Below are 24,381 nucleotides of genomic sequence, written 5' to 3'. Positions count from 1 at the left end.
ACCCCCATACCGCTTTATTGCTACATTCAGGTTTCTTCTACATTGAATTTCTCACATATAGCGAATCGTTAATTTAATCTCTTCATTTGCGCCTACAACTTGGATTAACTTTGTCGTTTGTCGTATCTCTAATGGTTCATCCACACGTATAGGCTGCTGATATTTTACTTTATACACTTTTGGCTGCCATTTCAACACATGCCAGATCCTTTCCACCACCATTTGACCGGGCACAATATGCACATGAATCGGATTATCATCTTTAACGATATTGACATAGTTTTGTATGACTTCTAATGAAAATTTCAATGTCCCACCCGCTTCACAAATGTCTGTTGTATTGTATTATCATGAGGTAAAGCAAGCTCAAATTGAAACAGTTCAAATCCTTTAATCTTTTTATACGCCATATAAGTCATTGTTGCTTCTATTGATGCCTCATATAAAATGGCCTGAGGCTGATTTACATTTGTCTCTACTAAAGTAATGGCTTCTCCAATAAAAGGTTGAAACAGTTCAAATTTTGACCAATAGCGCGCAAAAAATAATAAGGGGATTGTCGTTGTTGAAGCGTCATCAAATAACGCTTGATAATCCATTAATGCTTGTTGCTCAATATTTAAATAACGGGTTTCTTTACGCCCAACGTTCAAATAACGCTGCATTACCCATACCGCCTCCAATCCCCATCGTAGCAATGGTTCTGTGCGCATCCATCATATAAAATAATCGAGTGACTAAAATGGCCCCGCTTGCACTATAAGGGTGTCCCATCGCAATGGCACCGCCAAAACGATTGAGTTGGTCATTGCGAATGTCTAGCTCTCGCTGTGATGCAAGCACTTGTGAACTGAACGCTTCATTTAACTCTACAGCATCAATTTGTTCGATTGTCAGTTGTTGCTGTTCTAGAATGCGCTTTACTGCTGGAACTGGACCTATCCCTAATAGATTGGGATCAACACCGACCATCGCATAATCAACAAATGCTAATCCTTGTGTCAAACCGAGTTGGCGTGCTTTTTGTTCAGACATCACTACAACTAAACATGCTCCGTCATGTTTAAGACAACAATTACCGACTGTTACAGTACCGCCTTCACGTAGCGGTTTTAAACGTGCGGTACGTTCATATTGGATTTTCGGTTTTACACTTTCATCATGAAGCATCTGTTGTCCATTTACAGAAAGCGGTAATATTTCAGGTTCTATGACACCCTTCGCTATCGCTTGGCTCGTGCGGTGATGACTTTGAACCGCAAACCGATCTTGGTCTTCTCTTGTCACGTGGTATTGTTTTGCGACATTGTCGGCGGCTTCAATCATACTCGGATCTTGACCCTCTGGCGCAAATGGTACGCGTTCATAAAAAGTTGGGGGACTGGAAGGATATAATGATGTCGGTTTTTCCATTTTCCAGGGCGCACGACTCACACTCTCTACGCCACCAGCGATGTAAAAATCTCCCGCGCCACTTTCAATCAACCGACATGCTAAATGAATGGCTTCTAAACCCGAACCACATTGTCGATCAACTGTAAGTCCAGGAATCGACACATCGATGCCCGCTTCTAATAAACTTTTGCGTGCAATATTCCCTCCTTTGCCAACAATATTTCCAATGATTACATCATCAAGTTCATCGAGCGGACACGGTAAATTTTCCACAAAATACTCAAATAATGGTTTTAATAATGCTTCGGGTTCCCATCTCTTTAATAACCCTCCATAAACGCCAATAGGTGTCCGTTTCGCTGCTACAATGACTGCTTTCGTCATTGATAATCACCTCTTTCATAACAAATTTGCGCATCTTTACGCGAAACTTTACCACTTGCAGTTTGTGGTAACGATGCAACACGAATAAATTTTGATGGTATTTCGTATCTTGAGACACGTGATGAAAGCCATTGTCGCACCGCATGGACATCCAACGTTGCAGTTCCTACATAAAGCGCTACGGCCAACTCACCTAGCTTATCGTGTGGACGGCGCACAATGACGGCCTCTGCAATTTCAGGCCATTGTTTAAGGTACTGTTCAATGACTGCAGGATAGACATTTTTTCCACCAATGATGAGACGGTCTTTTACACGGCCTTGTAAATACAACACATCCTCCTCTATTCGTGCATAATCCCCTGTCGCTATCCATTCATTGTCTTTTCCTTCACCCACATAGCCTGAAAATGTCATCGGGCTTTTCACAAATAATTGTCCTATACCGGTCTTGTCTTGTTCGCGTAAAGTCACTGCTACATTTGGAAACAAATGCCCAACAGAATCGAGAGGTGCCGTTTGATTACGATTAACACTGATAAAGCTTGCTTCTGACGTACCGAAAAACTCATCAATTGAACTCTCTGGAAACACTGCTTTCAGTTGTTTATGGCGGCTAGGCGGTAACTTGTCTCCTGAAATAAAAATATGACGAACCCAAGGCGAATATTGTCGCAAATGAATCCCATCATACACCATTGTAGGTACAAGAAACAAAGCACATGTCTGTTGTCGTTCTGCAAGGTCAGATAAACCTTTTGCCATATCGTATGTATCTTGTCCTATAAACGTTTTACCGTTCCACAACGCGTATATCAGGACATACAAAGTTAACGAATGTGCGTAAGGGCCAAGCGCCATATACATCTGTACTGAAGTATCTAGCAACCGATCATTCACTTCAAATGAAGCAATCCATGACGGTAAGTCTCTCATAAAGCCCTTCGGTAAGCCTGTTGTCCCTGAGGTAAAACCGATATGTAATAATTGTGGCTTTTCGGATCGCTCATGAGATATTTCAAAAGATGTACACACTAACCCATCATCTCCCCAAATATACGGAATATGATGTAACTTAATGAGCGCATCTCGTTGTTGCGGTGACCATTGAGGCCCGAGCACACAGGGTATGCCTTGACGCATCAAGACCGCTAAATAAGCGACAATAAAATGCGCTGTTTGCGTATGCGTCAACATCACCTTTTGACACGCAATAGCGTCAGTCATTGTTTCACTTTCCTCTTGTACATTTTGCCATAACATTTCGTAGGTGATGGGGACATCCTCCATCCATAACGCAAGATGCTTTGGTCTTTCTTGGGCATATCTTTCAAGTCGCTTTAACAATTCCAAATCCATCACACTTCTTTTTATACTTTTGCCCTATTTTAACATAGTAGTTGCTTTATCCATATGTGAAACTGATGCTTCTATATCTCCGTATTATACATCAGTTGAATCAATATGATGAAACCCCTTATCATCCCAAATTTAATTCAAATGATAACCAATGAAGATTTGTGCTTTTTCATATCAAAAAAAGACCAGGATATCTCCTAGCCTTTTTAAGTCGCTTATTCTTTATAGCGATAACATTATTATAAGTAATATTTATCAATGACTTTTAAATCATCTGATAATTCATAAATAAGTGGTGCGCCTGTTTTAATTTCATAACCGACAATATCTTCATCAGATACGCCTTCTAAGTATTTAATCAAGGCACGTAAAGAATTACCATGTGCGGACACAAGGACAGTTTTACCAGCTAATAATTCTTGTGAAATGTGATCATTCCAATATGGAATTACACGTACTAATGTATCTTTTAAACTTTCAGATTCAGGCATCACGCGTTTATCTAACAATTCATATTTACGATCTTTTAAATAACTTTCGCGTTGTGCTTCATCTTGTGCTGGAGGTGGTGTATCGTATGAACGTCTCCAAATATGTACTTGATCTTCACCAAATTGTTTACGCGCTTCGTCTTTGTTTAATCCTTGCAATCCACCGTAATGACGTTCGTTCAAGCGCCATGATTTAACAACAGGAACATACAGTTGATCTGATTCATTTAATAAATGAAATGTTGTTTTGATGGCACGTTTCAATAATGATGTGAACGCGATATCAACATTAATTCCTTGTTCTTTCATTTTTTTACCTGAAGTTATGGCTTCATTATGCCCTTGTTCAGATAAATCAACGTCTGCCCATCCTGTAAATAAATTTTCAGCATTCCAAACGCTTTGGCCATGTCTACATAAAATAAGTTTTGGCATATTTTACCTTCTTTCTATACGTGAACGCCAATCGCATTAAATGTTAATCAAAAATAAACGTTCACGTGCTAATCAATGTATTAACAAATGCGATTTTTTTATTATATAAATTGATTATAACAAGTTTTTTGATGCTTTTACATGATTTACACTTGATAAAATATGAATACATTGTTTCATTTCCTAGCTTACTTATTGCAAAACAATTAAATTACTTTAGAAGCGCGCACTTCTAAAAAACGCTATTAAAGTCAGTAGTCCTTATTGTTTACGACACTAATACTCGTATGCCTATATCATCTTTTCATATTTTATGATTGGCTATTCGATAAGTTTTCTTGTAATAAATTGGAATAAGATCTTCATCATGGATTATTTCATCCGCTTTTCTTAGACATAAAAAGATATTCTAGAAACGGTTACACCAGATTCATTTCTAAAATATCTATATCGCCTATATCAAACTTTTTAGACTTCTTGTTGAATAAAAATCTAACTGAATCTTCCGCTTTTTCGCGATTATTGAGGTAATAATTCGAAAAAGGGACTTACTATGATTCAGACTTATTATCGAAGTTACGCCCCTCGAGTCCTGCAAGTTCTTCTTTCGTTGCTGCTGGTGCTTTCATTTCAAAAATTTGGTCAACGACTGTGTAATCATAGTAACCTAGACGCGCAATAGGACGGATAGACTTAATATCTAACTTTCCATTATCCATAATGACATCATCATCAATATGTACTTGCGCTACACGACCGATAACAATATCTACCGTCGAAACAGGGTCGCCAGTTGGAATACGAATTGTTTGGGCATACTCACATTCAAAATGCACGGGTGACTCTTTGACACGGTAGCCTGGCGCCTCGATACATGCTTCTTTTGTCACACCTGCAAATTCAAACTCATCTTCCTCAGGTGGTAACGCTTTAGACGACAAGTTTACAGCTTCTCGCAATTCATATGTTGCCATGTTCCACACAAACCAACCTGTCTCTTCAGCATTTTTTACGGTATCTTTACGCTCATGATTTCCTAATACTGATTGATTCGCCGCAAACATCACCATTGGTGGATCCCACGTTAAATTTTGGTACTGGCTATAGGGCGCTAAATTGTCTTTTCCATCTTTTGAAACCGTTGAAATCCAACCAATCGGACGCGGTACTGTACTACTTTTAAATGGATCATGAGGTAAACCATGACTTCTAATCCCTTGTTTTGGTGAATAGTCCATAACATTTCCTCCTTGGTAGATGACTTTGCTTTAATCTAACAAATCGTGTAATCAGTTTCTAATACATAAATTCTATTAAATTATAAGAAAATTCTATTAATCGAGTGTGTCGTGCGGATGAGACATAGCTGCACTTAATCTAAAAAAGCATTTAAAGCTAAAAGCAAGCCATGCAAATTCCTCTCAACGTATTAACATTTTCAAAAAAAGCTAGTTCCACATCACTACTGTAGAAACTAGCTTTTCCCTCAACTTCAAATCATTGATTTTATTTTTGATGATACTATTCTAAATTAGCATGGTTATTTTGCATGGTTGTCTCGTTTATATCTAATGCGGACATTAAATCTAATACGACACCATCTAACATCAACTGCGCACTTTGCTCGAATAAACTACCGAGCGGTTGAGCAGAGCCTTCAGATTGATGTTTCGTACCTGCAGGAAGAACAAGCGTCACTTCTGCACGTTCACCTATCTCAGAATCAGCTTTTGTCGTTACTAAAGCAATTGTTGCACCTACTTCATGCGCTTTGTCGGCTAATAATTTTAAATGTGTCGTCGAACCTGAACCTGAAATGACAACGAGCAAATCCCCTTTTTGAATAGAGGGTGTTGTCGTTTCGCCGACGACATGCGCCTTTTGGCCAAGTTGGTTCAAACGCATCGCAAAACCATTTGCGACAAAACCCGAACGTCCTTTACCTGTCACAAACACCGCTTCTGTATTTAACACAGCTTGTTCAAATTGTCGGATGGCTTCTTCATCGACTTGAGACAATGTCTGTTCAAGCTCACGATGAATAAGTTCAAATTGCTGTTGAATAGCCATTTTATTTACCTTCAATCGCTTCACGAATTTGTTTTGCTGCTTCACGTGGATCGTCAGCGTTTGCGATACCGCCACCCACGATAATTAAGTCTGGCGATTCAGCAGCCACTTCTTTAACAGTTTCAGGTTTAATACCACCTGCAACTGCAACTTTTGCATTTTTAATGACAGATTTAACTTTCTTCAAGCTTTCTAGTGGCGATTGACCTTGTGCTTGTAAGTCATAACCTGTATGAACGGCAATGTAGTCCGCACCAAGTGCATCAATTTCTTTTGCACGTTTTTCTAAATCTTGTACTGCAATTAAGTCCACCAACAATTGTTTACCGTGTTTGTGCGCTTCTTCTACAGCATTTTTAATAGAAGCATCTTCTGCCACACCTAAAATCGTAACAACATCCGCACCAAATTTAACAGCTTGACTTACTTCATAGTCAGCTGCATCCATAATTTTTAAGTCTGCTAAAACTTTAACATCTTCATCTTTTACATTTTCTTTTAAATGTTGAACGGCAGGTAAGCCCTCATTAATTACGATAGGTGTTCCGATTTCTACAATGTCTACATAATCAGTTACCTTTTTAGCAAGTTCTGCTGCCTCTTCTTTATTTAGTAAGTCTATAGCTAATTGTAATTCCATGATTTCATCAATCCTCCGTCAAATTTGTAACTCTCATGATAACATGTTTACCCAACATATAAGAGATTAAACAAATCGGATATCGATGAGATACTGGAAAGCCTTGTCGATTAAGGCATTGCAGCATCATCTACAAACACTTCGACATGCGGGTGACGGTGCAATATTGATGCCGGCACTTCAGTTGTAATGGTTTTTGTCATTAATTGACGCATAGCCGCTCTTTTTTGCTCACCAAAAGCAAGCAAAATAATACGTTTTGCTTTCATAATTGAATGTAAGCCCATTGAAATCGCCTGTTTAGGTACGTCATCAATCGTTTCAAAATAACGGCTATTCGCTTGAATTGTACTTTCAGTCAAGTTGACACAATGCGTTAAGCTATCAAAAGAGGTACCTGGCTCATTAAAGCCGATATGCCCATTTTGACCGATACCTAATATTTGAATGTCCACTGCACCACCTGCTTCTAATAACGATTCGTAACGTTTTGCTTCTGCTTGGATATCTTGTGCAATCCCATTCGGGAGATGGATACGCTCTGGATCAAAATGTGGGTAAGCGCTAAAAAGTACTTTCTGCATATATTGATAATAACTTTCTTCATGATTTGCATCTAAGCCAACATACTCATCTAAATTAAAAGTTTCAATATGTGAAACGTCTAATTGATTTTTTTGTAGTAGCTCGACTAAATATTCATACACTTTTACCATTGTACCGCCTGTCGCCAATCCTAAGCGACTCTCTTTTTGATACAACATTTGTTTGTAAAGTTCACATGCTACATGGAACGAGGCATGTGCTTCTGAACCTAAATTGATAATTTTCATCTTCGCATCCTACTCCTCAATCATTTTTACAAATCGTCTTGTAATATCTCGAGGTCTTGTAATTGCACCGCCTACTACTGCAGCATATACCCCTTTTTCAAATACAGTTTTCAACATTTCCGGTGTGATCACATTCCCTTCAGCAATCACTTTTTGCTGTACGACTGACAAAACATCTGTTAAAAATTTAAAGTCTTGATCATACAAAACTTGTCCTTGTGTTTCTTCTGTATAGCCTCTCAAAGTAGTTCCTATATAATCAAAGCCTAGACGATCCGCATTTTTAGCTTCTTCAATCGTCGCAATATCTGCCATAATTTCAACTTGTGGCGCTTTTTCTCTTATATATGTCACTAGTGTTTCTAAATCTTGCGCTGGACGTTCTCGCAATGTGGCATCTAGTGCTATCACTTCACAACCACTCTCAATTAGTTCATCCACTTCTTTTTGTGTCGCAGTGATAAAAACAGAGGAGTTAGGATAATCGCGTTTTACAATGCCTATAATAGGCAAGTCTACTTCTTTTTGAATTGCCATAATATCTGCTTTTGTATTTGCTCTTATCCCTACCGCGCCGCCTTCTTTGGCTGCTAAAGCCATTTTGCTCATAATCCAAGATGAATGCAACGGTTCATCTGGTAACGCTTGACACGATACGACCAAGCCTTGAGGTATTTTCATATTTTTCCACATTCCTTTCGTTGTCTGTTCATTTGTTTTGACCTGTATGACATAGGTTTACGCTTCGATTCAGCTATTTTTATCCATCATATGACTACTTTTCATTTTTTGAAGTATATATCTATTCATAGCCTACGCCATATTTCATTAAAAAAATCTGTCTATATTTATGATTTCAATGATGCTTCATTCAATTCAAATCGTTCTACGCAACATCTTTCACAGTTGAAAACGTACGGCTAAAAAATACTTCATTTTTAAAGTACAGTACAAGGTGCATAACTATGCGTTTATGCTTTGTGTTTCAATGCATCATCTGTCCACTTTCAATATATCATTTTGAAAAAAATCGTCAATAAAATCCATTGTTTTGAAAAATCTTTTCAAATACAATGAGATTAAAGGAGAATTGCTATGAAAATTGAAAATCGTATTCAACAATATCAACATCTTTTCACAAAAGTAGATCGACAAATTGCAAATTATATTTTAAATATCGATTACCAAATGGATATTGGCGCCATAAATAATTTAGCTGATGTGATTGGGGTATCGCCTTCAAGTGTGACGCGCTTTGCTTATAAACTACAGTATGATAGCTTTCAATCTTTTCGATTCGCTATTCAACATGAATTGCAAGTGAAGCCGATTCATAATAGTCCGTCTATACAAATTTTGCACCAACACTATCGTTCAATTATGGATCATACCGGAGAATTTTTAGTTGAGTCAGATTTGCTCTACCTCGTAAATACCATTAGAAACAGCGAAAAAACAATTTTTATCGGTATTGGTAGTTCTGGACTGAGCGCGCAAGAACTTTATTTTCGTACTGCTCGTATGGGGTTTAATACGCTTGCGATTACTGATGCCCATTTAATGACTGTCGCCGGGCATATGTGCAATAACAAAACAACCATTGTTGCTTTTACCAATAGTGGTGCGACGCAAGAAATTATTGATAGCATTTATCATGGACACCAAAATGAGGCGACGATTATTGCTATTTCTCATTTGCGCACGCCTGCACTTGAAACTTATTGTGACCGTATTATTATCACTGCCGATCGCAGTCGTACGCATGATGCGTATTTTATCAATTCACAATTAGCCAATCACTTTATTATTGACCTACTCAGCTATCATCTTTTACAAGATCAAGAGCGTCTTGATTATTTTACAGAAAGTTATCAACAGCTCGTGATGAGAAGACAACCCACACCTCAATTAAGTAAAGATTTGCTTTTATTTGAGGATTAAAATGAGCAGAGCTATATTAATTTTCTTTCTTTTTTAGTAAAATGGACAGATAACCATAATCAGGAAGGCAGTGAATTTTTTGCAACCGATTACAGACGAAACTGTTCATAAATTATTTGATGACTATGCCAATGAACCTGTCTATGTCCACGTTGAGACAACAAATGGCGCTTATGCGAATCATTTTGATCAGCGTGTATTCAACGCAGGCACATTTTTAAGAAATATACAGCTGACTTATCAGCACGCCCAACTTAAAGGGGGCGGCAAGGATCCTTATCGCGTAGGTTTAAAGCTCGACAACAACGGTTGGGTTTACGTTCAAGGCTTAACACACTATGAAGTGAACGATGATGAGGAGTTCTTATTAGCAGGATTTAATTATGAAGGTCAACTTGCGGCAGCACTTGAAATTAGTCGCAAACCTTTTAAGGCGTAGAAAGGAGTACGAATACAAATGACGATTGAAAAACATATTCTTGTCATCTTTCCTCATCCTGACGATGAGACATTCTCCTCTGCTGGTACACTTGCACGTTATATCAACGACGGTGTGCCAGTTACTTATGCTTGTCTGACACTTGGTCAAATGGCACGTAACTTAGGAAATCCCCCTATCGCGACACGCGAATCACTGCCTAATATTCGTGAACGCGAACTTGAAGATGCTGCAAAGGCGATTGGGATTACAGATTTACGTAAAATGGGGCTACGCGATAAAACGGTTGAATTTGAACCCCATGAAGAAATGGATGCGATGGTTCAAAAATTAATTGATGAGACGCAACCTACAACCATTATTTCTTTCTATCCTGGGCATGCGGTTCACCCAGATCATGAAGCGACTGCTGAAGCTGTTGTAAGAACAGTAGGTCGAATGGAAGAAAGTCGTCGCCCAAGACTACAACTTGTAGCATTCAGTAACGACGCCATTGATGTGCTCGGTGAACCTGATATCATCAATGACATTTCAGACTATAGAGACCAAAAATTTGCTGCTTTTGAGGCGCATCGTTCACAAACAGGTCCGTTTTTAGAACAACTTGCGAATCCTCAAGGACAGGCATCGGGTGTACCCAAAGATGCAGCAGCTTATTTAACAAGAGAAACATTTTGGACTTATCAATTTAAATAAATGGTATGACATTCGTATTACTGTGAAAATTTAGTGGAGGAAGATACATGACTGAATTTGATTTATCAACGCGTGAAGGTCGTTGGAGACATTTCGGTTCGGTTGATCCCGTTAATGGAAGTAAGCCGACAACAAAATCTGAAATGCCCGACCTTCAAAGTACGCATAAAAATTTCTTATTTGAAATAGAAGAAGTAGGAATTAAAAATCTCGTTTATCCTGTTTGGATTGATCAATACCAAACGGCTGGTAATTTTAGCTTTTCGACAAGCCTGACGCAAGATGAAAAAGGCATTAACATGAGTCGTATATTAGAATCTGTTGAAGCGGAATATGACAATGGGATTCGACTTGAATTTGAAGCATTAACACAACTGATGAATCGTCTCAAAACAAGTATGAAACAACGAAGTGCTGGTGTAGACGTGAGCGGAAAGTGGTTTTTTGATCGCTTGAGCCCAGTCACTCAAATTAAAGCAATTGGCCATGCAGACGTCACATATGGTTTAGCTGTCGATAACGATCAAGTTACACGCAAAGAATTGACAATTGAGGCTGCAGTGACAACGCTCTGTCCATGTTCTAAGGAAATCAGTGAATACTCTGCACACAATCAACGTGGTATGATTACTGTCAAAACATATATTGACAAAAACGCGATATTACCTGAAAACTATAAAGAGATTATTTTAGATGCAATGGAAGCCAATGCGAGCTCAATGCTTTATCCTATCTTAAAAAGACCTGATGAAAAAAGAGTAACAGAGCGCGCTTACGAAAATCCACGTTTTGTAGAAGATTTAATACGCTTGATTGCTGCTGACTTAGTAGAGGTCAACTGGATAGAAGGCTTCGATATTGAATGTCGTAACGAGGAATCTATCCATCAGCATGATGCGTTTGCAAAATTGAAATATAGAAAATCATAGTTTGCACTCATAAAATTATCTTTTTTGAGGCAAACTCATCATAATTTTAATGATTTAGAAGGGACTCTAGATTAAACCAATAATCTAGAGTTCTTTTTTATTGGTTTATAAATTGTTCTTGGGAACTAGACAATTTACCGTCGTTATAGTGATTCTCTATTTTTATTCATAAAAAAATCGGAAAGGCAAAATTGAAATATCATTTCACCAATCCGATTGATACAAAATCCATCATGCTAGATGGATTATACCCGCTATAATAGAGTTAAAAGACAATATGCAGTATCACGCTTAAGCCAAATTAATTATTCTCACCTAAAACACGATAGATTGCTTTTGCGACACCACTTTCTTCATTCGAAGCTGTTACAAAAGTGGCATTTTCTTTTAATTCAGGTAAAGCATTGTCCATTGCCACAGCAATACCTGCACGATCTAGCATTGATTTATCGTTCAAATTGTCACCGATTGCCATGGTATCTTTCATATCAATGCCTAATTTTTCAGCAATCGCACATAATGCTAACCCTTTTTGTGCATCTATGTGCGTAATTTCTAAATTACCTTTTGAAGAAGAAGACACCGCTAAATTACTACTCTCTGACAATTCAGCCTTCACTCGGGCAATTTTATCTAAATCCGTATCATGTGCAAGAACTTTCATGATTAACTCTCCTGTTACGGATTCTATATTGTCATAGTTGTTTACTACTTTTAATGTTCCAATTTCAATACGATGATTAATATGTTGACGTATTTTTTCAACATCAGGTTGTTGTCCTGAGTATTTAGCAATGTCCAAATAAATTGCTAAATCACGCTCAGGGTCTTCAGTGTAAATACCAAAATTTGTATAAATTTGGTAATAGATATTTTCACGAACCAGCACGTTTCGAATACGTTGATAAAGTTCATGATTTAGACTCGATGTATGGACAATATCAAAGCTTTCATCACGGACTTCTGCGCCATTCAAACAAATATATGGGACTTTTAATCCTGTTGGTTTAATCGGATCATTCGCTTCATAAAACGCTCGGCCTGTCGCAATGGTTACTGTAACACCGCGTGATTGTGCGTATTGAATGGCTTCAATATTTTCTTGTGAAACTTCATGTGCTGCGTTTAACAACGTGCCGTCCATGTCTGTGGCAATAAGTTTTACCATCTTTATCCCTCTCTCTTTTATGTTTTAACTATAAAATGACTGTCTCAAATACAGTCTCATTCTATCAAAATTATGACAATAAGTATTGTTCAAACATCTTCATTTATTTAAACGAAAGAAAGGATTGTTGGTACAAGGCTATGTCATTCAGTCGGGGATTTGTTGTTTACACTTGGCACCAACTCATATCTTTTTTTCATGCCTCGATAACTTAATCACAGCCTAGTTTGACATCGCCTTAGTGGCTTTTCGTTGACGTAGCGTTCTAAAAAATTGACGTAAGATTTCACCACATGAGTAGGCCAATACACCTTCAATCACTTTTGCTCGGTGATTCATACGCTGATCTTGAACGAGATTCATTAAACTACCGGTGCATCCCCCTTTGGGATCATATGCACCAAATACAACAGTGTCCACTCGACTCATCACAATGCTTCCTGCACACATCACGCAAGGCTCTAGTGTCACATACAATGTACATCCTTCTAATCGCCATGTTCCTAGTGTTTCAGCAGCTCGTTCTATTGCTAGTTGCTCAGCATGTGCAGTCGGAATTTGATTTGTTTCACGTAAATTATGTGCACGTGCAATCACTTTTTCATTTTTAACGATAATGGCACCGATAGGCACTTCTCCTTTTTTTGCCGCTTCACGTGCTTCTTCAAGTGCCAATGACATATAATATTGATGACTTGTCATACAGAAATAGCCTCACTTATGTTAAAATTTGTAATACTGGTTCAATAAAATTTTTATGGAGAGAAAAATATGAAAAAACCGTTTATCGCAATCGAAGGACCGATAGGCGTTGGCAAATCTTCATTAGCGCATAAGTTGAGTCAATCTTATCACTTTTATGAAGCAAAAGAAATTGTCGGCGAAAATCCTTATCTATCAGATTTTTATACAGATATTTCCAAATGGAGTTTTCAAACGGAAATGTTTTTCTTATGTCATCGTTACAAAGCTTATCAAGATCTAGCTGAATACGATGGTGGCATTGTCAGCGACTATCATATTTATAAAAACAAAATTTTTGCGCGTAATACTTTAAATGATAAGGAATATGATAAATTTTCCAGAATTTATGATATTTTAACGGAAGATCTGATTTCTCCAGACTTCACTGTTATTTTAGATGCAGATTTAAGTATACTTAAAGCACGTATCGCCAAACGAGATCGTGATTTCGAAGCGAATATCCAAGATGATTATTTATTAAAACTTAAAGAAGATTATGCAAATTACTATCAATCATTAAAAAATGATGGTCATCATGTTTTATGGATTGACACAACAAAAATTGACTTTGTTGAAAATCCTGATGACTATGCGCATGTATTAGAACAAATTAACGAACTAATCGGAGGCAAATGAAATGAATCAATATAACATTCCTTCCAATGCTATTATTACAATAGCTGGAACCGTTGGTGTTGGTAAATCATCATTAACGCAAGCTTTAGCTGAGAAGCTTAACTTTCGAACTTCTTATGAAAATGTCGAAAATAATCCTTACCTCGATAAATTTTATCAAGATTTCAATCGATGGAGTTTCCATCTTCAAATTTACTTTTTAGCAGAGCGTTTCAAAGAACAAAAACGTATGTTCGAATATGGCGGTGGTTTTGTACAAGATCGTTCTATTTATGAAGACGTCGATATTTTTGCGAAAATGCATGAAGAACAAGGTACAATGTCTGAAGAAGATTTCCAGACCTACTCAAACCTTTTCGAGGCAATGGTATTAACACCTTACTTTCCTAAGCCGGATGTCCTTATTTATCTCGAATCTGATTATGACACTGTGATTGAACGCATTCAAACACGTGGACGTCAAATGGAAATCGAAACTGATCCAGAATATTGGAAAATGTTGTTTAAACGTTATGACGATTGGATTAATCAATTTAACGCTTGTCCAGTTGTTCGTGTCAATATTAAAGAATACGACTTATATGAAAACCCCGAGTCGATTGATATCGTGCTCAAGAAAATCGAACATGTAATTCATACATATAGACAAGTGGATTCGCGTTCATAATCCGAATCTTATCAAGATTAATGCGCTAATTTTAAAGCAGGTTAAAGAAGAAACAACGCACGTCGTTAACTTCTTTGATCTGCTTTTTTATCTAATACAGACAGTAATTGACTGACGTCATCAATGACCACATCTGCCGCTTCAAATGTCGCTTCTTGCCCTAATCCTGTTCTTACACCTACATTTAAAGCACTACCTGCATTTTTTCCAGTCAACATATCGTTATCTGTATCTCCCACCATCACAAGCGATTTACCTTGTACGCCCATGTCCCACAAAGGTTGAAGCAACCGTGCATCTGGCTTTTCATAATGATTACCCTCTGTAGAAATCAATAAGTCAAAAACCTGCTCTAATTGTGTAGTTTTGATAAATTTGTCTACCCCTACCGCATTATCACTTGTCACTAGACCTAAATGATAAGACTGTTGTTTTAGTTCATAAAGCAATGTCTGCACACCTTCATACAACTCGATTTCAGGCTGTCTTTGACGTATCAGTTGCTGACTTCTTTCTGAAACCCATTTTGTAGTATCCGCATCTGTAAAAGCGTTAAATACATTTATCATATCTTTTAACGTCCCTGAAGCCATGATACTTCCTTTCACAAATTGATGATCACGTATACCTAATTTGTGATACACTTCGCTCTGATTATTAATTTTATAATAAGCACAGACGTCATCAACTAATTGTATGCCTATCTTGGTCCAACTCTGATCAAAATGTATCAGTGTGCCATCTTTATCGAATAGTATCCATTGTTGATTTGTCATTCTTTCCTCACCTCATCTTTTTTTGCGTTAGGTTTATCATACTTCAAAATAAAAAGCGTCCAAAATTGAACAACGCAATTTTGACGCTTTCTTTTTCAAATTTAAAAATGATTCAAATGTCTTATCTTTCGTAATGTGGTACAACTACACGCCATCCTTTAGGATCATCTAATTTTCCACTTTGAATACCTGTGTAGTGATCATAAAGTTCTTGTGTGATAGGGCCTGTTTGATTATCATTAATTACAATCTGTTGATCTTTAAATTGTAATGTCCCTACAGGTGAGATGACTGCTGCTGTACCGGTACCAAACACTTCTTGTAAAGCGCCTTCTTTATGAAGATCAAATAATTCATCAATCGAAATACGACGCTCTTCAACTTCATACCCTAATGTTTGTGCCAATTCGAGCACCGTTTTTCTCGTAATCCCTGGTAAAATACTCCCGTTTAATTGTGGCGTAACCACTTTGCCATTAATGACAAAAAAGATGTTCATACTTCCTACTTCTTCAACATATTTTTGTTCTACACCATCTAACCATAGTACTTGATCAAAACCGAGTTCATTCGCATTTGCTTGAGCAAGTAAACTTGCAGCGTAGTTACCTGCTACTTTCGCGAATCCAACGCCTCCACGCACGGCACGTACGTATTCATCTTCAACATAAATTTTAGTTGGACGTAATGAGTCACCGCCATAATATGAACCCGATGGTGATAAAATAATTAACAAGCGATATTCGTGGGACGGGTGAACACCTAACACACCTTCTGTCGCAAATACAGTCGGTCGAATATAAAGAGACTGACCTTCTCCTTCTGGTACCCAATCACGATCAATATCTACGAGCTGTTTTAATCCTTCTAGCAATAATGCTTCGTCAATTTCCGGCATTTTTAAACGTGCCAACGACTGATTGATACGTTTAAAGTTTTCCTCAGGTCTAAACAAAACAACCTCGCCGTTATGTTTGTATGCTTTTAACCCTTCAAATACTGATTGGCCATAGTGAATACTCTGTGCTGACGGTGAAAGTTCAATTGGACCATAAGGAATAATCTTTAAATCGTGCCATCCTTTTTCTAATGAGTACTCAAAGCTTAACATGTAATCAGTGAAGACTTCACCGAAAGTAAGCGATGCATTGTCGGGCTTTTCTTTGAGTGATTTTCTGGCATCAAGTTTAATGAGTTCTGACATGATTATTCCTCCTAATTATGTAAATGTAATATATGCATTATAACAATGACAGTCATACAATTCAATGAGAATTCCGAAAATTAAAACAATTTATAGATTTTATTTTAATTTTTGTGAAATATTTCTGCCATTTCAAAAAAGATAGCGCTATTTCGAATAACCTATACGAAATGACTATATTATCATCTATCTTACTTTCTAACCGATTGAACTTCAATTGTTTTGATATATACGTCGACACCCCTATTATTGTTTAGCTCTGAAATGACACTATAACAAGCAAAAAAACAGTAAAGTTATTGAAATGGTGAATTTCCTTGAGCCACATACTTTTCAACAACTTTACTGCTTTATTTAATATTAATTTAGGCTTTATGACTTTCTTTCTCGCGAATACCTTCTAACATACGTGTTGTCATCGCTTCTAAATCATATTTAGGGTTAAAGCCCCATTCGCCACGTGCGCAACTCGTATCAATATTATCTGGCCAACTTTCAGCAATATCTTGACGTACAGGATCTACATCATAGTCTAGCGTAAATTCAGGCATATGTTCTTGAATTGCTGACTTTACCATTTCTGGTTCTATACTCATTGCACTTAAGTTATATGCATTACGATGAATCAGTTTACCACCGTCTGCTTCCATTAATTGAATAATCGCTTGTATCGCATCATCCATAAACATCATATCCATATATGTGTTTTTATCAATATAGCTTGTGTACTTACCTTCTCGAACCGCTTGGAAATAAATATCAACGGCATAATCCGTTGTACCGCCACCGGGCTCTTTAACATATGAAATCAAACCAGGGAAACGAACACTGCGTGTATCCACACCGAATTTAGTAAAATAGTAATCGCACAATAATTCCCCAGAAACTTTATTTACACCGTACATCGTATTTGGTCTTTGGATTGTAACTTGGGGTGTGTTTTTCTTAGGTGTATTGGGTCCAAAAGCACCGATAGAACTTGGGGTAAAAAATTGTAAGTTTAAGTGACGCGCTGTTTCTAACGCATTTACAAGTCCACCCATGTTCAAATTCCATGCTAATAAAGGCTTTTGTTCAGCAGTTGCAGACAATAGCGCAGCCATATGCATCAAAGTATCAGGCTTAAATGATTCTGCAATTTGCATCATTTTATCTGCATCTGTCACATCTAGTATTTCAAACGGACCTTCCGCAACTATAGAACCTGCTTCTGGCTCACGAATATCAGTAGCAAGCACATTTTCAGTACCATAAACTTCACGGCATTTTGCGACAAGCTCAGTCCCAATTTGTCCTAACGCACCGGTAACCATAATTCTTTTCATAACGTCATCCATCTCCATTCTGTGTTTCTCCTGAGGACACATGTGTTTTATGTACAATCATTTTCTTTAAAATATAGAGTAATTATAACATTAAAGCGTTTTCTTGTATATGCATGATATACATATAAATACACATTGATTTCAAATTCTAACTTTATCGCAAATTTAAATATCAAAGACATCTTAATGTTAAATCAGTTTGAGCTATAAGCATATTTTAAGCTAAAGATAAAGCTCTAAACAAATAAAGGAAGTCACTCACTAGATTTCGTATTCGTTTATAACCATTTATACGCAATTGCAGTTATCTTTACCAAAGTTTCACAATAAAATTAATTTTCTGTCCTGCATACGATATGACACTTAAATCAAAAAAGAGCAAGGTAAAATCATTACACTGCTATGATAAGTGTACACCTTGCTCTTTTAAAGATGACTCGAATATGTGCCCTTTTCCAGCTCAAATAACGAATCTTAATATATAATTTTTTTAGTTAAATGACTTCTAATTCTTTACCCACACGTTCATACACCGCTAACGCTTCATCTAGCATTTCTTTTGTGTGTGCAGCTGTTGGCATATTACGTACACGTCCTGTACCACGTGGCACAGTTGGAAATACGATAGATTTAACATAAATGCCTTCATCCATTAAACGTTTACTAAATTGTTGTGTTTTCTTTTCGTCTCCAATAATTACAGGCGTAATCGGTGTTTCAGATTTACCTGTATTAAATCCTAATCGGTTCAGACCTTCTTTTAAATAATGCGCATTGTCCCATAGTCGATCATGAAGTTCAGTTGATGCCATTAATTTATTAACTGCTTCAGTAATCGCTTTTGTATCGCCAGGTGCCAATGAAGTAGAGAATAAGAACGGACGTGATTGTACTTTCAACCAGTCAATTAATTTTTGTGAGCCCGCAACATAGCCACCCACAACACCAATTGCTTTAGATAATGTTCCGATTTGGAAATCAACTTTGTCTTGTAAGCCGAAATGTTTTACTGTACCTGCACCTTTACCCATCACACCTGAACCGTGTGCATCATCCACGTAAACCATGATACCGTATTCTTCACAAATTTCGACAATTTCAGGTAATTTAGCAACATCACCATCCATACTGAAAACACCGTCAGTAATGTACATCACTTTATTGTATTGCCCAGATTCTACAGCTTCTTTTGCTTTTTGACGTAAATCATCCATATCTGAATGGTTAACACGAATAATTTTCGCTTTTGATAAACGGCAGCCATCAATAATTGAGGCATGGTTTAATTCATCAGAAAGAATAGCATCATTTTTATTCATAACCGCTGAAATTGCAGCCATATTACAATTGAAACCTGATTGGTAAGCAATTGCCGCTTCAGTGCCTTTAAATTTCGCCAAAGTCGCTTCAAGTTCATCGTGTAAATCTAATGTACCATTAATAGTACGTACTGCCCCTGCACCTACACCATGAGAATCAATAGCACTTTTAGCTGCCTTTTTCAAATCTTCGTTTGTTGCTAAGCCTAAATAGTTATTTGAAGAAAGGTTAATGTATTTTTTGCCATTAATTTTAATTTCAGGACCGTTTGCACCTTCAATTGTATCAATTTCATTATAAAGACCATTATCTTTTAAATAACTAATATTTTCTTCAAGAAAGTCATTTAACTTTTGTACCATGATTAAGTTCCCCTTTCAATTTTCATACACTTTAATCATAACGTATTTTGTACAAACTTAAAAGCAAGTGTATAATAAATGAAATAACTGCAAGTAAGGAGGGAGCATCGTGACTGATTGGTTCCAATTGGCTTATGAAAAAGAACAGGATATGATTGAAACACGTCGTTATCTTCATCAATATCCCGAATTGTCTTTTCAAGAAAAACATACTCATGATTATATTGTAGAGCGCCTCCAAAAATTAAACTTTCAAATTGATGCGCATGTAGGACAAAACGGTATATTAGCCCGTATATTAGGCGAAGAGCCCGGCCCTACAATTGCTTTGCGCGCTGATTTCGATGCGCTACCTATCGATGATTTAAAAGACGTCCCTTATCGTTCTAAAGTACCAGGCATCATGCATGCCTGTGGTCATGATGGCCATACATCTATATTATTAACCGTCGCGGAACTATTACACGAGCATCAATCGGAGTTGAAAGGGACAGTCGTTCTGATATTTCAATATGGCGAGGAATTAACACCGGGTGGCGCTCAAGAAATGATTGCAGACAATGCATTAATGGGCGTTGATAAAATCTATGGCAACCATTTGTGGACAGGCTACCCTACCGGCACGATTCATACACGACCCGGGCCTATGATGGCACAGCCGGATGAATTTCATATTACGCTCTTTGGTAAAGGAGGGCATGGCGCGAAACCCCACGAAACCATCGACCCCATCGTTATTTTGGCAGAGTTCATTTTAAGTGCTCAAAAAATCGTCTCAAGAACGATAGATCCCGTCAAACAAGCAGTACTCTCTTTCGGTAAGATTGAAGCAGGAAACGCCGATAGCGTTATTCCTGATACAGCCACTTGCCAAGGCACTGTTCGAACTTTTGATTCTGAAGTTCAAACACACATCTATCATAAGATGGATAAGCTGCTTCAAGGACTCGCATTGGCAAACGATATCACTTATTCATTTGATTACATTAAGGGTTATTTACCTGTCTATAATCATGAAGCGTCAGCAGAAACCGTTAAAAAGGCAGCCAATGCATTGAACTTTCGATACCATGACTCTGACCTCATGATGGTTGGAGAAGATTTCTCTTTTTATTTAAAAGCCAGACCCGGTGCTTTTTTCTTTACGGGTTGCGGTAACCCTCAAAAAGAAACCGATTGGCCCCATCATAGTCCACACTTTGATATTGATGAAAGTGCGATGAAGTACGCCGTAAGTACATTCATGAAAATATTAGAACTTGAAGGCAACTTTTAGTTAAGGTTTCAAGTTGAGAATATAAGCAAGATAGAAAATCTTTTTGATGATGTCGTTACTTCTCAAACGGCTAATTCAGGTGCGCTATCATACATTAATGGATAATTTCATATTTATAACAATTTAGAAAAAAGAGGACAATAATGATTTGATTGTCCTCTTCTTTGCGTTTTATTCACTCACTAAAATGAGCTCATTTTTATATCAAAATCCCTTTTACTTCATTTATTATTCTATATTTTAATTGTTGAAAAATTGATATTATCTGATAGCCAAAATTCATGTAATCGCTTAATACAAGTCATATCAACGACTTAATAAATTGATATTTTTAAAGTAACTATTTCCATCTAAATAATAAAAACATTGTTTTTGATTAAATTAGTTTTGTGTTCTAGACTTAAAATAGGCATAAGTCATATGAGTGATCTATTTGATGCCCTGCTAATATATTTTAGGTATGAATCGTTCACTGATACTGACTTATCTTACATGATAAGGAAGGAATTGATAACATGACTCATCAAAACTATTCAGCTGCAGATATGGTGATTGATACTTTAAAACATCACGGTATTGACTATGTATTTGGTATACCGGGTGCAAAAATAGATTTTCTTTTTAATGCATTAAAAGATGATGGCCCTGAACTTATTGTTACGCGTCATGAGCAAAATGCTGCCATGATTGCGCAAGGAATTGGCCGATTGACTGGAAAGCCAGGAGTTGCCCTTGTAACAAGTGGACCAGGGGTGAGCAATCTTACTACCGGCCTTCTCACTGCAACTTCTGAAGGTGACCCTGTGCTCGCTATTGGTGGACAAGTTAAGCGTAATGATTTACTTCGTTTAACCCATCAAAGTGTGGACAATGCATCATTATTGAGATCTTCTACAAAATTCAGTGCGGAAGTTCAAGATCCTGAATCATTATCAGAAGTGATGACAAATGCGATTCGAGAAGCAACTTCTGGAAAAAATGGTGCAAGTTTTATCAGTATTCCACAAGACGTTATTAGTGCGCCAGTTCAAACGGAAGCAATCACTGTTCCTCAAAAACCAAAATTAGGTGTTCCTGCAGAGGAAGATATTAAAAATATTGTCGAAGATTTAAAATCTGCACAATCACCTGTATTATTAGTGGGTATGCGTAGCTCTAGTGAAGCTGAGACACATGCAATTCGTCAACTTGTTGAAAAGTCAAAATTACCTGTTGTTGAAACATTCCAAGGTGCAGGTGTGATTAGCCGTGAATTGGAGTCACACTTCTTTGGAAGAATAGGTTTATTTAGAAACCAAGTGGGTGATGAGCTTCTTAGAAAAAGTGATTTAGTCATCACAATTGGTTATGACCCAATTGAGTATGAAGCAAGTAACTGGAATAAAGAATTAGAGACTGAAATTATCAATATTGATGAAGTTCCTGCAGAAATCACGAACCATATGCAACCTAAAGCTGAATTGATTGGTAATATATCAGAGACAATTCAACTCATTTCTGAACATATTAATCATCCAATCTTAGACGAAGAAAAATTACAAAAACTCGATTCACTTAGAGATAATGTATCTGAAGCAACAGGGATTAAAGCAAAGCATGTTGAAGGTGTCCTTCACCCTATCGAAATTATCGATGCGATGCAAAAAACAATTAGTGACGATTCAACAGTGACTGTCGATGTAGGAAGTCATTACATTTGGATGGCTAGAAAATTTAGAAGCTATAAACCACGTCATTTATTGTTCAGTAATGGGATGCAAACATTAGGTGTCGCTTTACCTTGGGCAATTGCTGCTGCACTCGTTAGACCTCATGAACGGGTAATCTCAGTTGCTGGAGATGGTGGCTTCCTATTTTCTGGCCAAGAACTTGAAACAGCAGTTCGTAAAAACCTTAATATTACACAATTGATTTGGAATGACGGACGTTACAATATGGTTGAATTCCAAGAGGAAATGAAATATCAACGTTCTGCAGGTGTTGAATTTGGGGAAGTTGACTTTGTCAAATACGCAGAGTCATTCGGAGCAAAAGGCGTTCGCGTCACTACACCAGCAGAATTAGAACAAGCAATTAAAGAAAGTTATACGACAGAAGGACCTGTTTTAATTGATATTCCGGTCAATTATGCCGATAACATTAAATTATCAACAAATGTACTACCCGATGCATTAAATTAAACAGAAAAGAAAGCAAAGGAGTAATTAGAGTATGGCACACACATTATATCAACACGGGACTTTAGGTACGTTAATGGCAGGACTATTAGAAGGCACTATGAGTGTAAAAGAAGTACTGGAACATGGTGACTCTGGACTTGCAACATTAACAGGATCCGACGGTGAAGTGATTTTTCTAAATGGAGAAGCTTATCACGCAAATGAACATAAAGAGTTCGTTAAATTAAAAGGCGACGAAATGACGCCTTATGCAACAATTACACGCTTTTCTGCTGATGAAACTTACCAAACAGAAAATAAACCTTCTGAAGACGTGTTAGAAGAAGTGAAAGCACATATGCTAAGTGCAAATATGTTTTCATCTGTAAGAATTACAGGAACATTTAAAAAAATGCATGTGCGTATGATGCCTGGGCAAGAGCCCCCTTATACACGTTTAATCAATTCTGCGCGTAGACAGCCAGAACAAACAGAAGAAAATATTCAAGGAACTCTTATTGGCTTTTTTACACCTGAACTCTTTCATGGGATAGGTTCTGGAGGGTTTCATATCCATTTCGCTGATGATGCCCGTCAGTTTGGTGGGCATGTCCTCGATTTTGAAGTCGATCATGTTACAGTTGAAATTCAAAACTTCGAAAATTTTGAGCAACATTTCCCAGTTCATAATCGTACATTCACAGAAACTGAAATAGATTATAACGATATTGCTGATGAAATTAGAGAAGCTGAATAAACCATAATAGTGGCATATTCATTTAAATCTTAGTATTTAAATCTAACTATCAATAGAAAAAAAGAGATTGAGCATGGTATCTAAACATTATGTTGCTTGATTTTCATTATCCTTACTTAAAGAGGGGATGAAACATCATCATATTCATACGCGCTTACTCGCGCTAGGCTTGTAATACTGTTAGTGATTGAATACGATACCCCCTTTTTATAAATAATTAAAAGTCATATGCACTGATTTTTTGAAATCTATTTTAAGTTGATCTCAAACTGTATCACAAATCAAAACCACCCGTGTGAACGGGTGGTTTGTTCTTCGGCTGAAAGCCTCTGTTACTGACCAGCCCTTATAAGGGCACTGAGAAAATCAACCAACC

Annotated in this window: 25 protein-coding genes; 9 read left to right on the top strand and 16 right to left on the bottom strand. The window is 37.2% G+C overall.

Translation table 11 applies throughout. The annotated features are described in order from the left end of the window. Nucleotides 1-51: 51 nt before the first annotated feature. From CD118_RS08670 to CD118_RS08625, 10 genes are all read right to left on the bottom strand, one after another. Complete coding sequence (locus tag CD118_RS08670) at nt 52-309, bottom strand: hypothetical protein (protein ID WP_060830349.1); 258 nt, start codon at nt 307-309, stop codon at nt 52-54. Then, nucleotides 306-665, bottom strand: a complete 360-nt coding sequence (locus CD118_RS08665; protein ID WP_060830350.1) for a hypothetical protein — start codon at nt 663-665, stop codon at nt 306-308. Before CD118_RS08665 ends, CD118_RS08670 begins: the two co-directional genes overlap by 4 nt. Next, nucleotides 637-1,779, bottom strand: a complete 1,143-nt coding sequence (locus tag CD118_RS08660) for a thiolase family protein (protein ID WP_103356575.1) — start codon at nt 1,777-1,779, stop codon at nt 637-639. The genes CD118_RS08665 and CD118_RS08660 overlap by 29 nt, the downstream gene beginning before the upstream one ends. After that, nucleotides 1,776-3,131 carry an AMP-binding protein gene (locus CD118_RS08655; protein ID WP_240621925.1) on the bottom strand — a complete coding sequence of 452 codons (1,356 nt, stop codon included), beginning with the start codon at nt 3,129-3,131 and terminating at the stop codon, nt 1,776-1,778. Before CD118_RS08655 ends, CD118_RS08660 begins: the two co-directional genes overlap by 4 nt. Before the next feature lie 245 nt (nt 3,132-3,376). Further along, nucleotides 3,377-4,063 (bottom strand): 2,3-diphosphoglycerate-dependent phosphoglycerate mutase, encoded by a 687-nt coding sequence (locus CD118_RS08650; RefSeq protein ID WP_016424335.1) that lies wholly within the window; start codon nt 4,061-4,063, stop codon nt 3,377-3,379. A 551-nt stretch (nt 4,064-4,614) separates the two neighbouring features. Then, a complete protein-coding gene (locus CD118_RS08645; protein ID WP_103356574.1) occupies nt 4,615-5,301 on the bottom strand; it encodes a flavin reductase family protein in 687 nt (228 codons plus the stop codon). A 283-nt stretch (nt 5,302-5,584) separates the two neighbouring features. Further along, on the bottom strand, nt 5,585-6,133 hold the full coding sequence (gene hxlB / locus CD118_RS08640) for a 6-phospho-3-hexuloisomerase (RefSeq protein ID WP_060830357.1): 549 nt from the start codon (nt 6,131-6,133) through the stop codon (nt 5,585-5,587). A 1-nt stretch (nt 6,134) separates the two neighbouring features. Then, nucleotides 6,135-6,773: a 3-hexulose-6-phosphate synthase gene (gene hxlA / locus CD118_RS08635; protein ID WP_016424326.1), complete on the bottom strand. Its 639-nt coding sequence runs from the start codon at nt 6,771-6,773 to the stop codon at nt 6,135-6,137. Between the two features lie 110 nt (nt 6,774-6,883). Beyond that, nucleotides 6,884-7,606 (bottom strand): glucosamine-6-phosphate deaminase, encoded by a 723-nt coding sequence (gene nagB, locus CD118_RS08630; protein ID WP_050346058.1) that lies wholly within the window; start codon nt 7,604-7,606, stop codon nt 6,884-6,886. A 9-nt stretch (nt 7,607-7,615) separates the two neighbouring features. Further along, nucleotides 7,616-8,287, bottom strand: a complete 672-nt coding sequence (locus CD118_RS08625) for an N-acetylmannosamine-6-phosphate 2-epimerase (protein ID WP_060830358.1) — start codon at nt 8,285-8,287, stop codon at nt 7,616-7,618. Between the two features lie 414 nt (nt 8,288-8,701). Between CD118_RS08625 and CD118_RS08620 the strand changes: the two genes are divergently transcribed. From CD118_RS08620 to folE2, 4 genes are all read left to right on the top strand, one after another. Beyond that, nucleotides 8,702-9,547, top strand: coding sequence for a MurR/RpiR family transcriptional regulator (locus tag CD118_RS08620; RefSeq protein ID WP_103356573.1), 846 nt, complete (start codon nt 8,702-8,704; stop codon nt 9,545-9,547). Between the two features lie 79 nt (nt 9,548-9,626). Further along, on the top strand, nt 9,627-9,986 hold the full coding sequence (locus tag CD118_RS08615; protein ID WP_169925601.1) for a YojF family protein: 360 nt from the start codon (nt 9,627-9,629) through the stop codon (nt 9,984-9,986). 18 nt (nt 9,987-10,004) lie between these two features. Then, nucleotides 10,005-10,682, top strand: coding sequence for a bacillithiol biosynthesis deacetylase BshB2 (gene bshB2, locus CD118_RS08610; RefSeq protein WP_060830361.1), 678 nt, complete (start codon nt 10,005-10,007; stop codon nt 10,680-10,682). Between the two features lie 47 nt (nt 10,683-10,729). Continuing rightward, nucleotides 10,730-11,611, top strand: a complete 882-nt coding sequence (folE2, locus tag CD118_RS08605; protein ID WP_050346062.1) for a GTP cyclohydrolase FolE2 — start codon at nt 10,730-10,732, stop codon at nt 11,609-11,611. Between the two features lie 301 nt (nt 11,612-11,912). Here folE2 and CD118_RS08600 read toward each other — a convergent pair whose 3' ends face one another. Both CD118_RS08600 and tadA read right to left on the bottom strand, forming a co-directional pair. After that, the gene (locus CD118_RS08600; RefSeq protein ID WP_050331749.1) at nt 11,913-12,779 is read right to left on the bottom strand and encodes a Cof-type HAD-IIB family hydrolase; all 867 of its coding nucleotides are present in this window, start codon (nt 12,777-12,779) and stop codon (nt 11,913-11,915) included. Nucleotides 12,780-13,001: 222 nt separating this feature from the next. Then, nucleotides 13,002-13,481 (bottom strand): tRNA adenosine(34) deaminase TadA, encoded by a 480-nt coding sequence (tadA, locus tag CD118_RS08595; protein WP_103356571.1) that lies wholly within the window; start codon nt 13,479-13,481, stop codon nt 13,002-13,004. 69 nt (nt 13,482-13,550) lie between these two features. On the opposite strand from tadA, the gene CD118_RS08590 reads away from it, so the two are divergent. Together CD118_RS08590 and CD118_RS08585 are read left to right on the top strand one after the other, a co-directional pair. After that, nucleotides 13,551-14,159, top strand: coding sequence for a deoxynucleoside kinase (locus CD118_RS08590; protein ID WP_050331751.1), 609 nt, complete (start codon nt 13,551-13,553; stop codon nt 14,157-14,159). A gap of 1 nt (nt 14,160) precedes the next feature. Beyond that, on the top strand, nt 14,161-14,826 hold the full coding sequence (locus tag CD118_RS08585; RefSeq protein WP_050331752.1) for a deoxynucleoside kinase: 666 nt from the start codon (nt 14,161-14,163) through the stop codon (nt 14,824-14,826). Nucleotides 14,827-14,891: 65 nt separating this feature from the next. Here the strand turns inward: CD118_RS08585 and CD118_RS08580 are convergent, their stop codons facing one another. From CD118_RS08580 to CD118_RS08565, 4 genes are all read right to left on the bottom strand, one after another. Next, nucleotides 14,892-15,602, bottom strand: coding sequence for an HAD family hydrolase (locus CD118_RS08580; protein ID WP_103356570.1), 711 nt, complete (start codon nt 15,600-15,602; stop codon nt 14,892-14,894). Between the two features lie 121 nt (nt 15,603-15,723). Further along, nucleotides 15,724-16,806 (bottom strand): branched-chain amino acid aminotransferase, encoded by a 1,083-nt coding sequence (locus tag CD118_RS08575; RefSeq protein WP_060830365.1) that lies wholly within the window; start codon nt 16,804-16,806, stop codon nt 15,724-15,726. Nucleotides 16,807-17,171: 365 nt separating this feature from the next. Next, nucleotides 17,172-18,131 (bottom strand): L-threonine 3-dehydrogenase, encoded by a 960-nt coding sequence (locus tag CD118_RS08570; protein WP_060830533.1) that lies wholly within the window; start codon nt 18,129-18,131, stop codon nt 17,172-17,174. A 494-nt stretch (nt 18,132-18,625) separates the two neighbouring features. Further along, nucleotides 18,626-19,813 carry a glycine C-acetyltransferase gene (locus tag CD118_RS08565; protein WP_016424311.1) on the bottom strand — a complete coding sequence of 396 codons (1,188 nt, stop codon included), beginning with the start codon at nt 19,811-19,813 and terminating at the stop codon, nt 18,626-18,628. 109 nt (nt 19,814-19,922) lie between these two features. Here CD118_RS08565 and CD118_RS08560 point away from each other — a divergent pair, with 109 nt between their 5' ends. From CD118_RS08560 to budA, 3 genes are all read left to right on the top strand, one after another. Further along, nucleotides 19,923-21,089 carry a M20 family metallopeptidase gene (locus tag CD118_RS08560; RefSeq protein WP_103356569.1) on the top strand — a complete coding sequence of 389 codons (1,167 nt, stop codon included), beginning with the start codon at nt 19,923-19,925 and terminating at the stop codon, nt 21,087-21,089. Nucleotides 21,090-21,604: 515 nt separating this feature from the next. Then, complete coding sequence (alsS, locus tag CD118_RS08555) at nt 21,605-23,269, top strand: acetolactate synthase AlsS (RefSeq protein WP_060830366.1); 1,665 nt, start codon at nt 21,605-21,607, stop codon at nt 23,267-23,269. Nucleotides 23,270-23,300: 31 nt separating this feature from the next. Beyond that, entirely contained in the window at nt 23,301-24,005 is a 705-nt protein-coding gene (budA, locus tag CD118_RS08550) for an acetolactate decarboxylase (RefSeq protein WP_103356568.1), read from the top strand. Nucleotides 24,006-24,381 lie beyond the last annotated feature (376 nt).

Source organism: Staphylococcus coagulans, from assembly GCF_002901995.1.
GTDB lineage: Bacteria > Bacillota > Bacilli > Staphylococcales > Staphylococcaceae > Staphylococcus > Staphylococcus coagulans.
The sequence above is the reverse complement of the archived record's forward strand: the minus strand, read 5'-3'. Positions and strand labels throughout refer to the sequence as shown.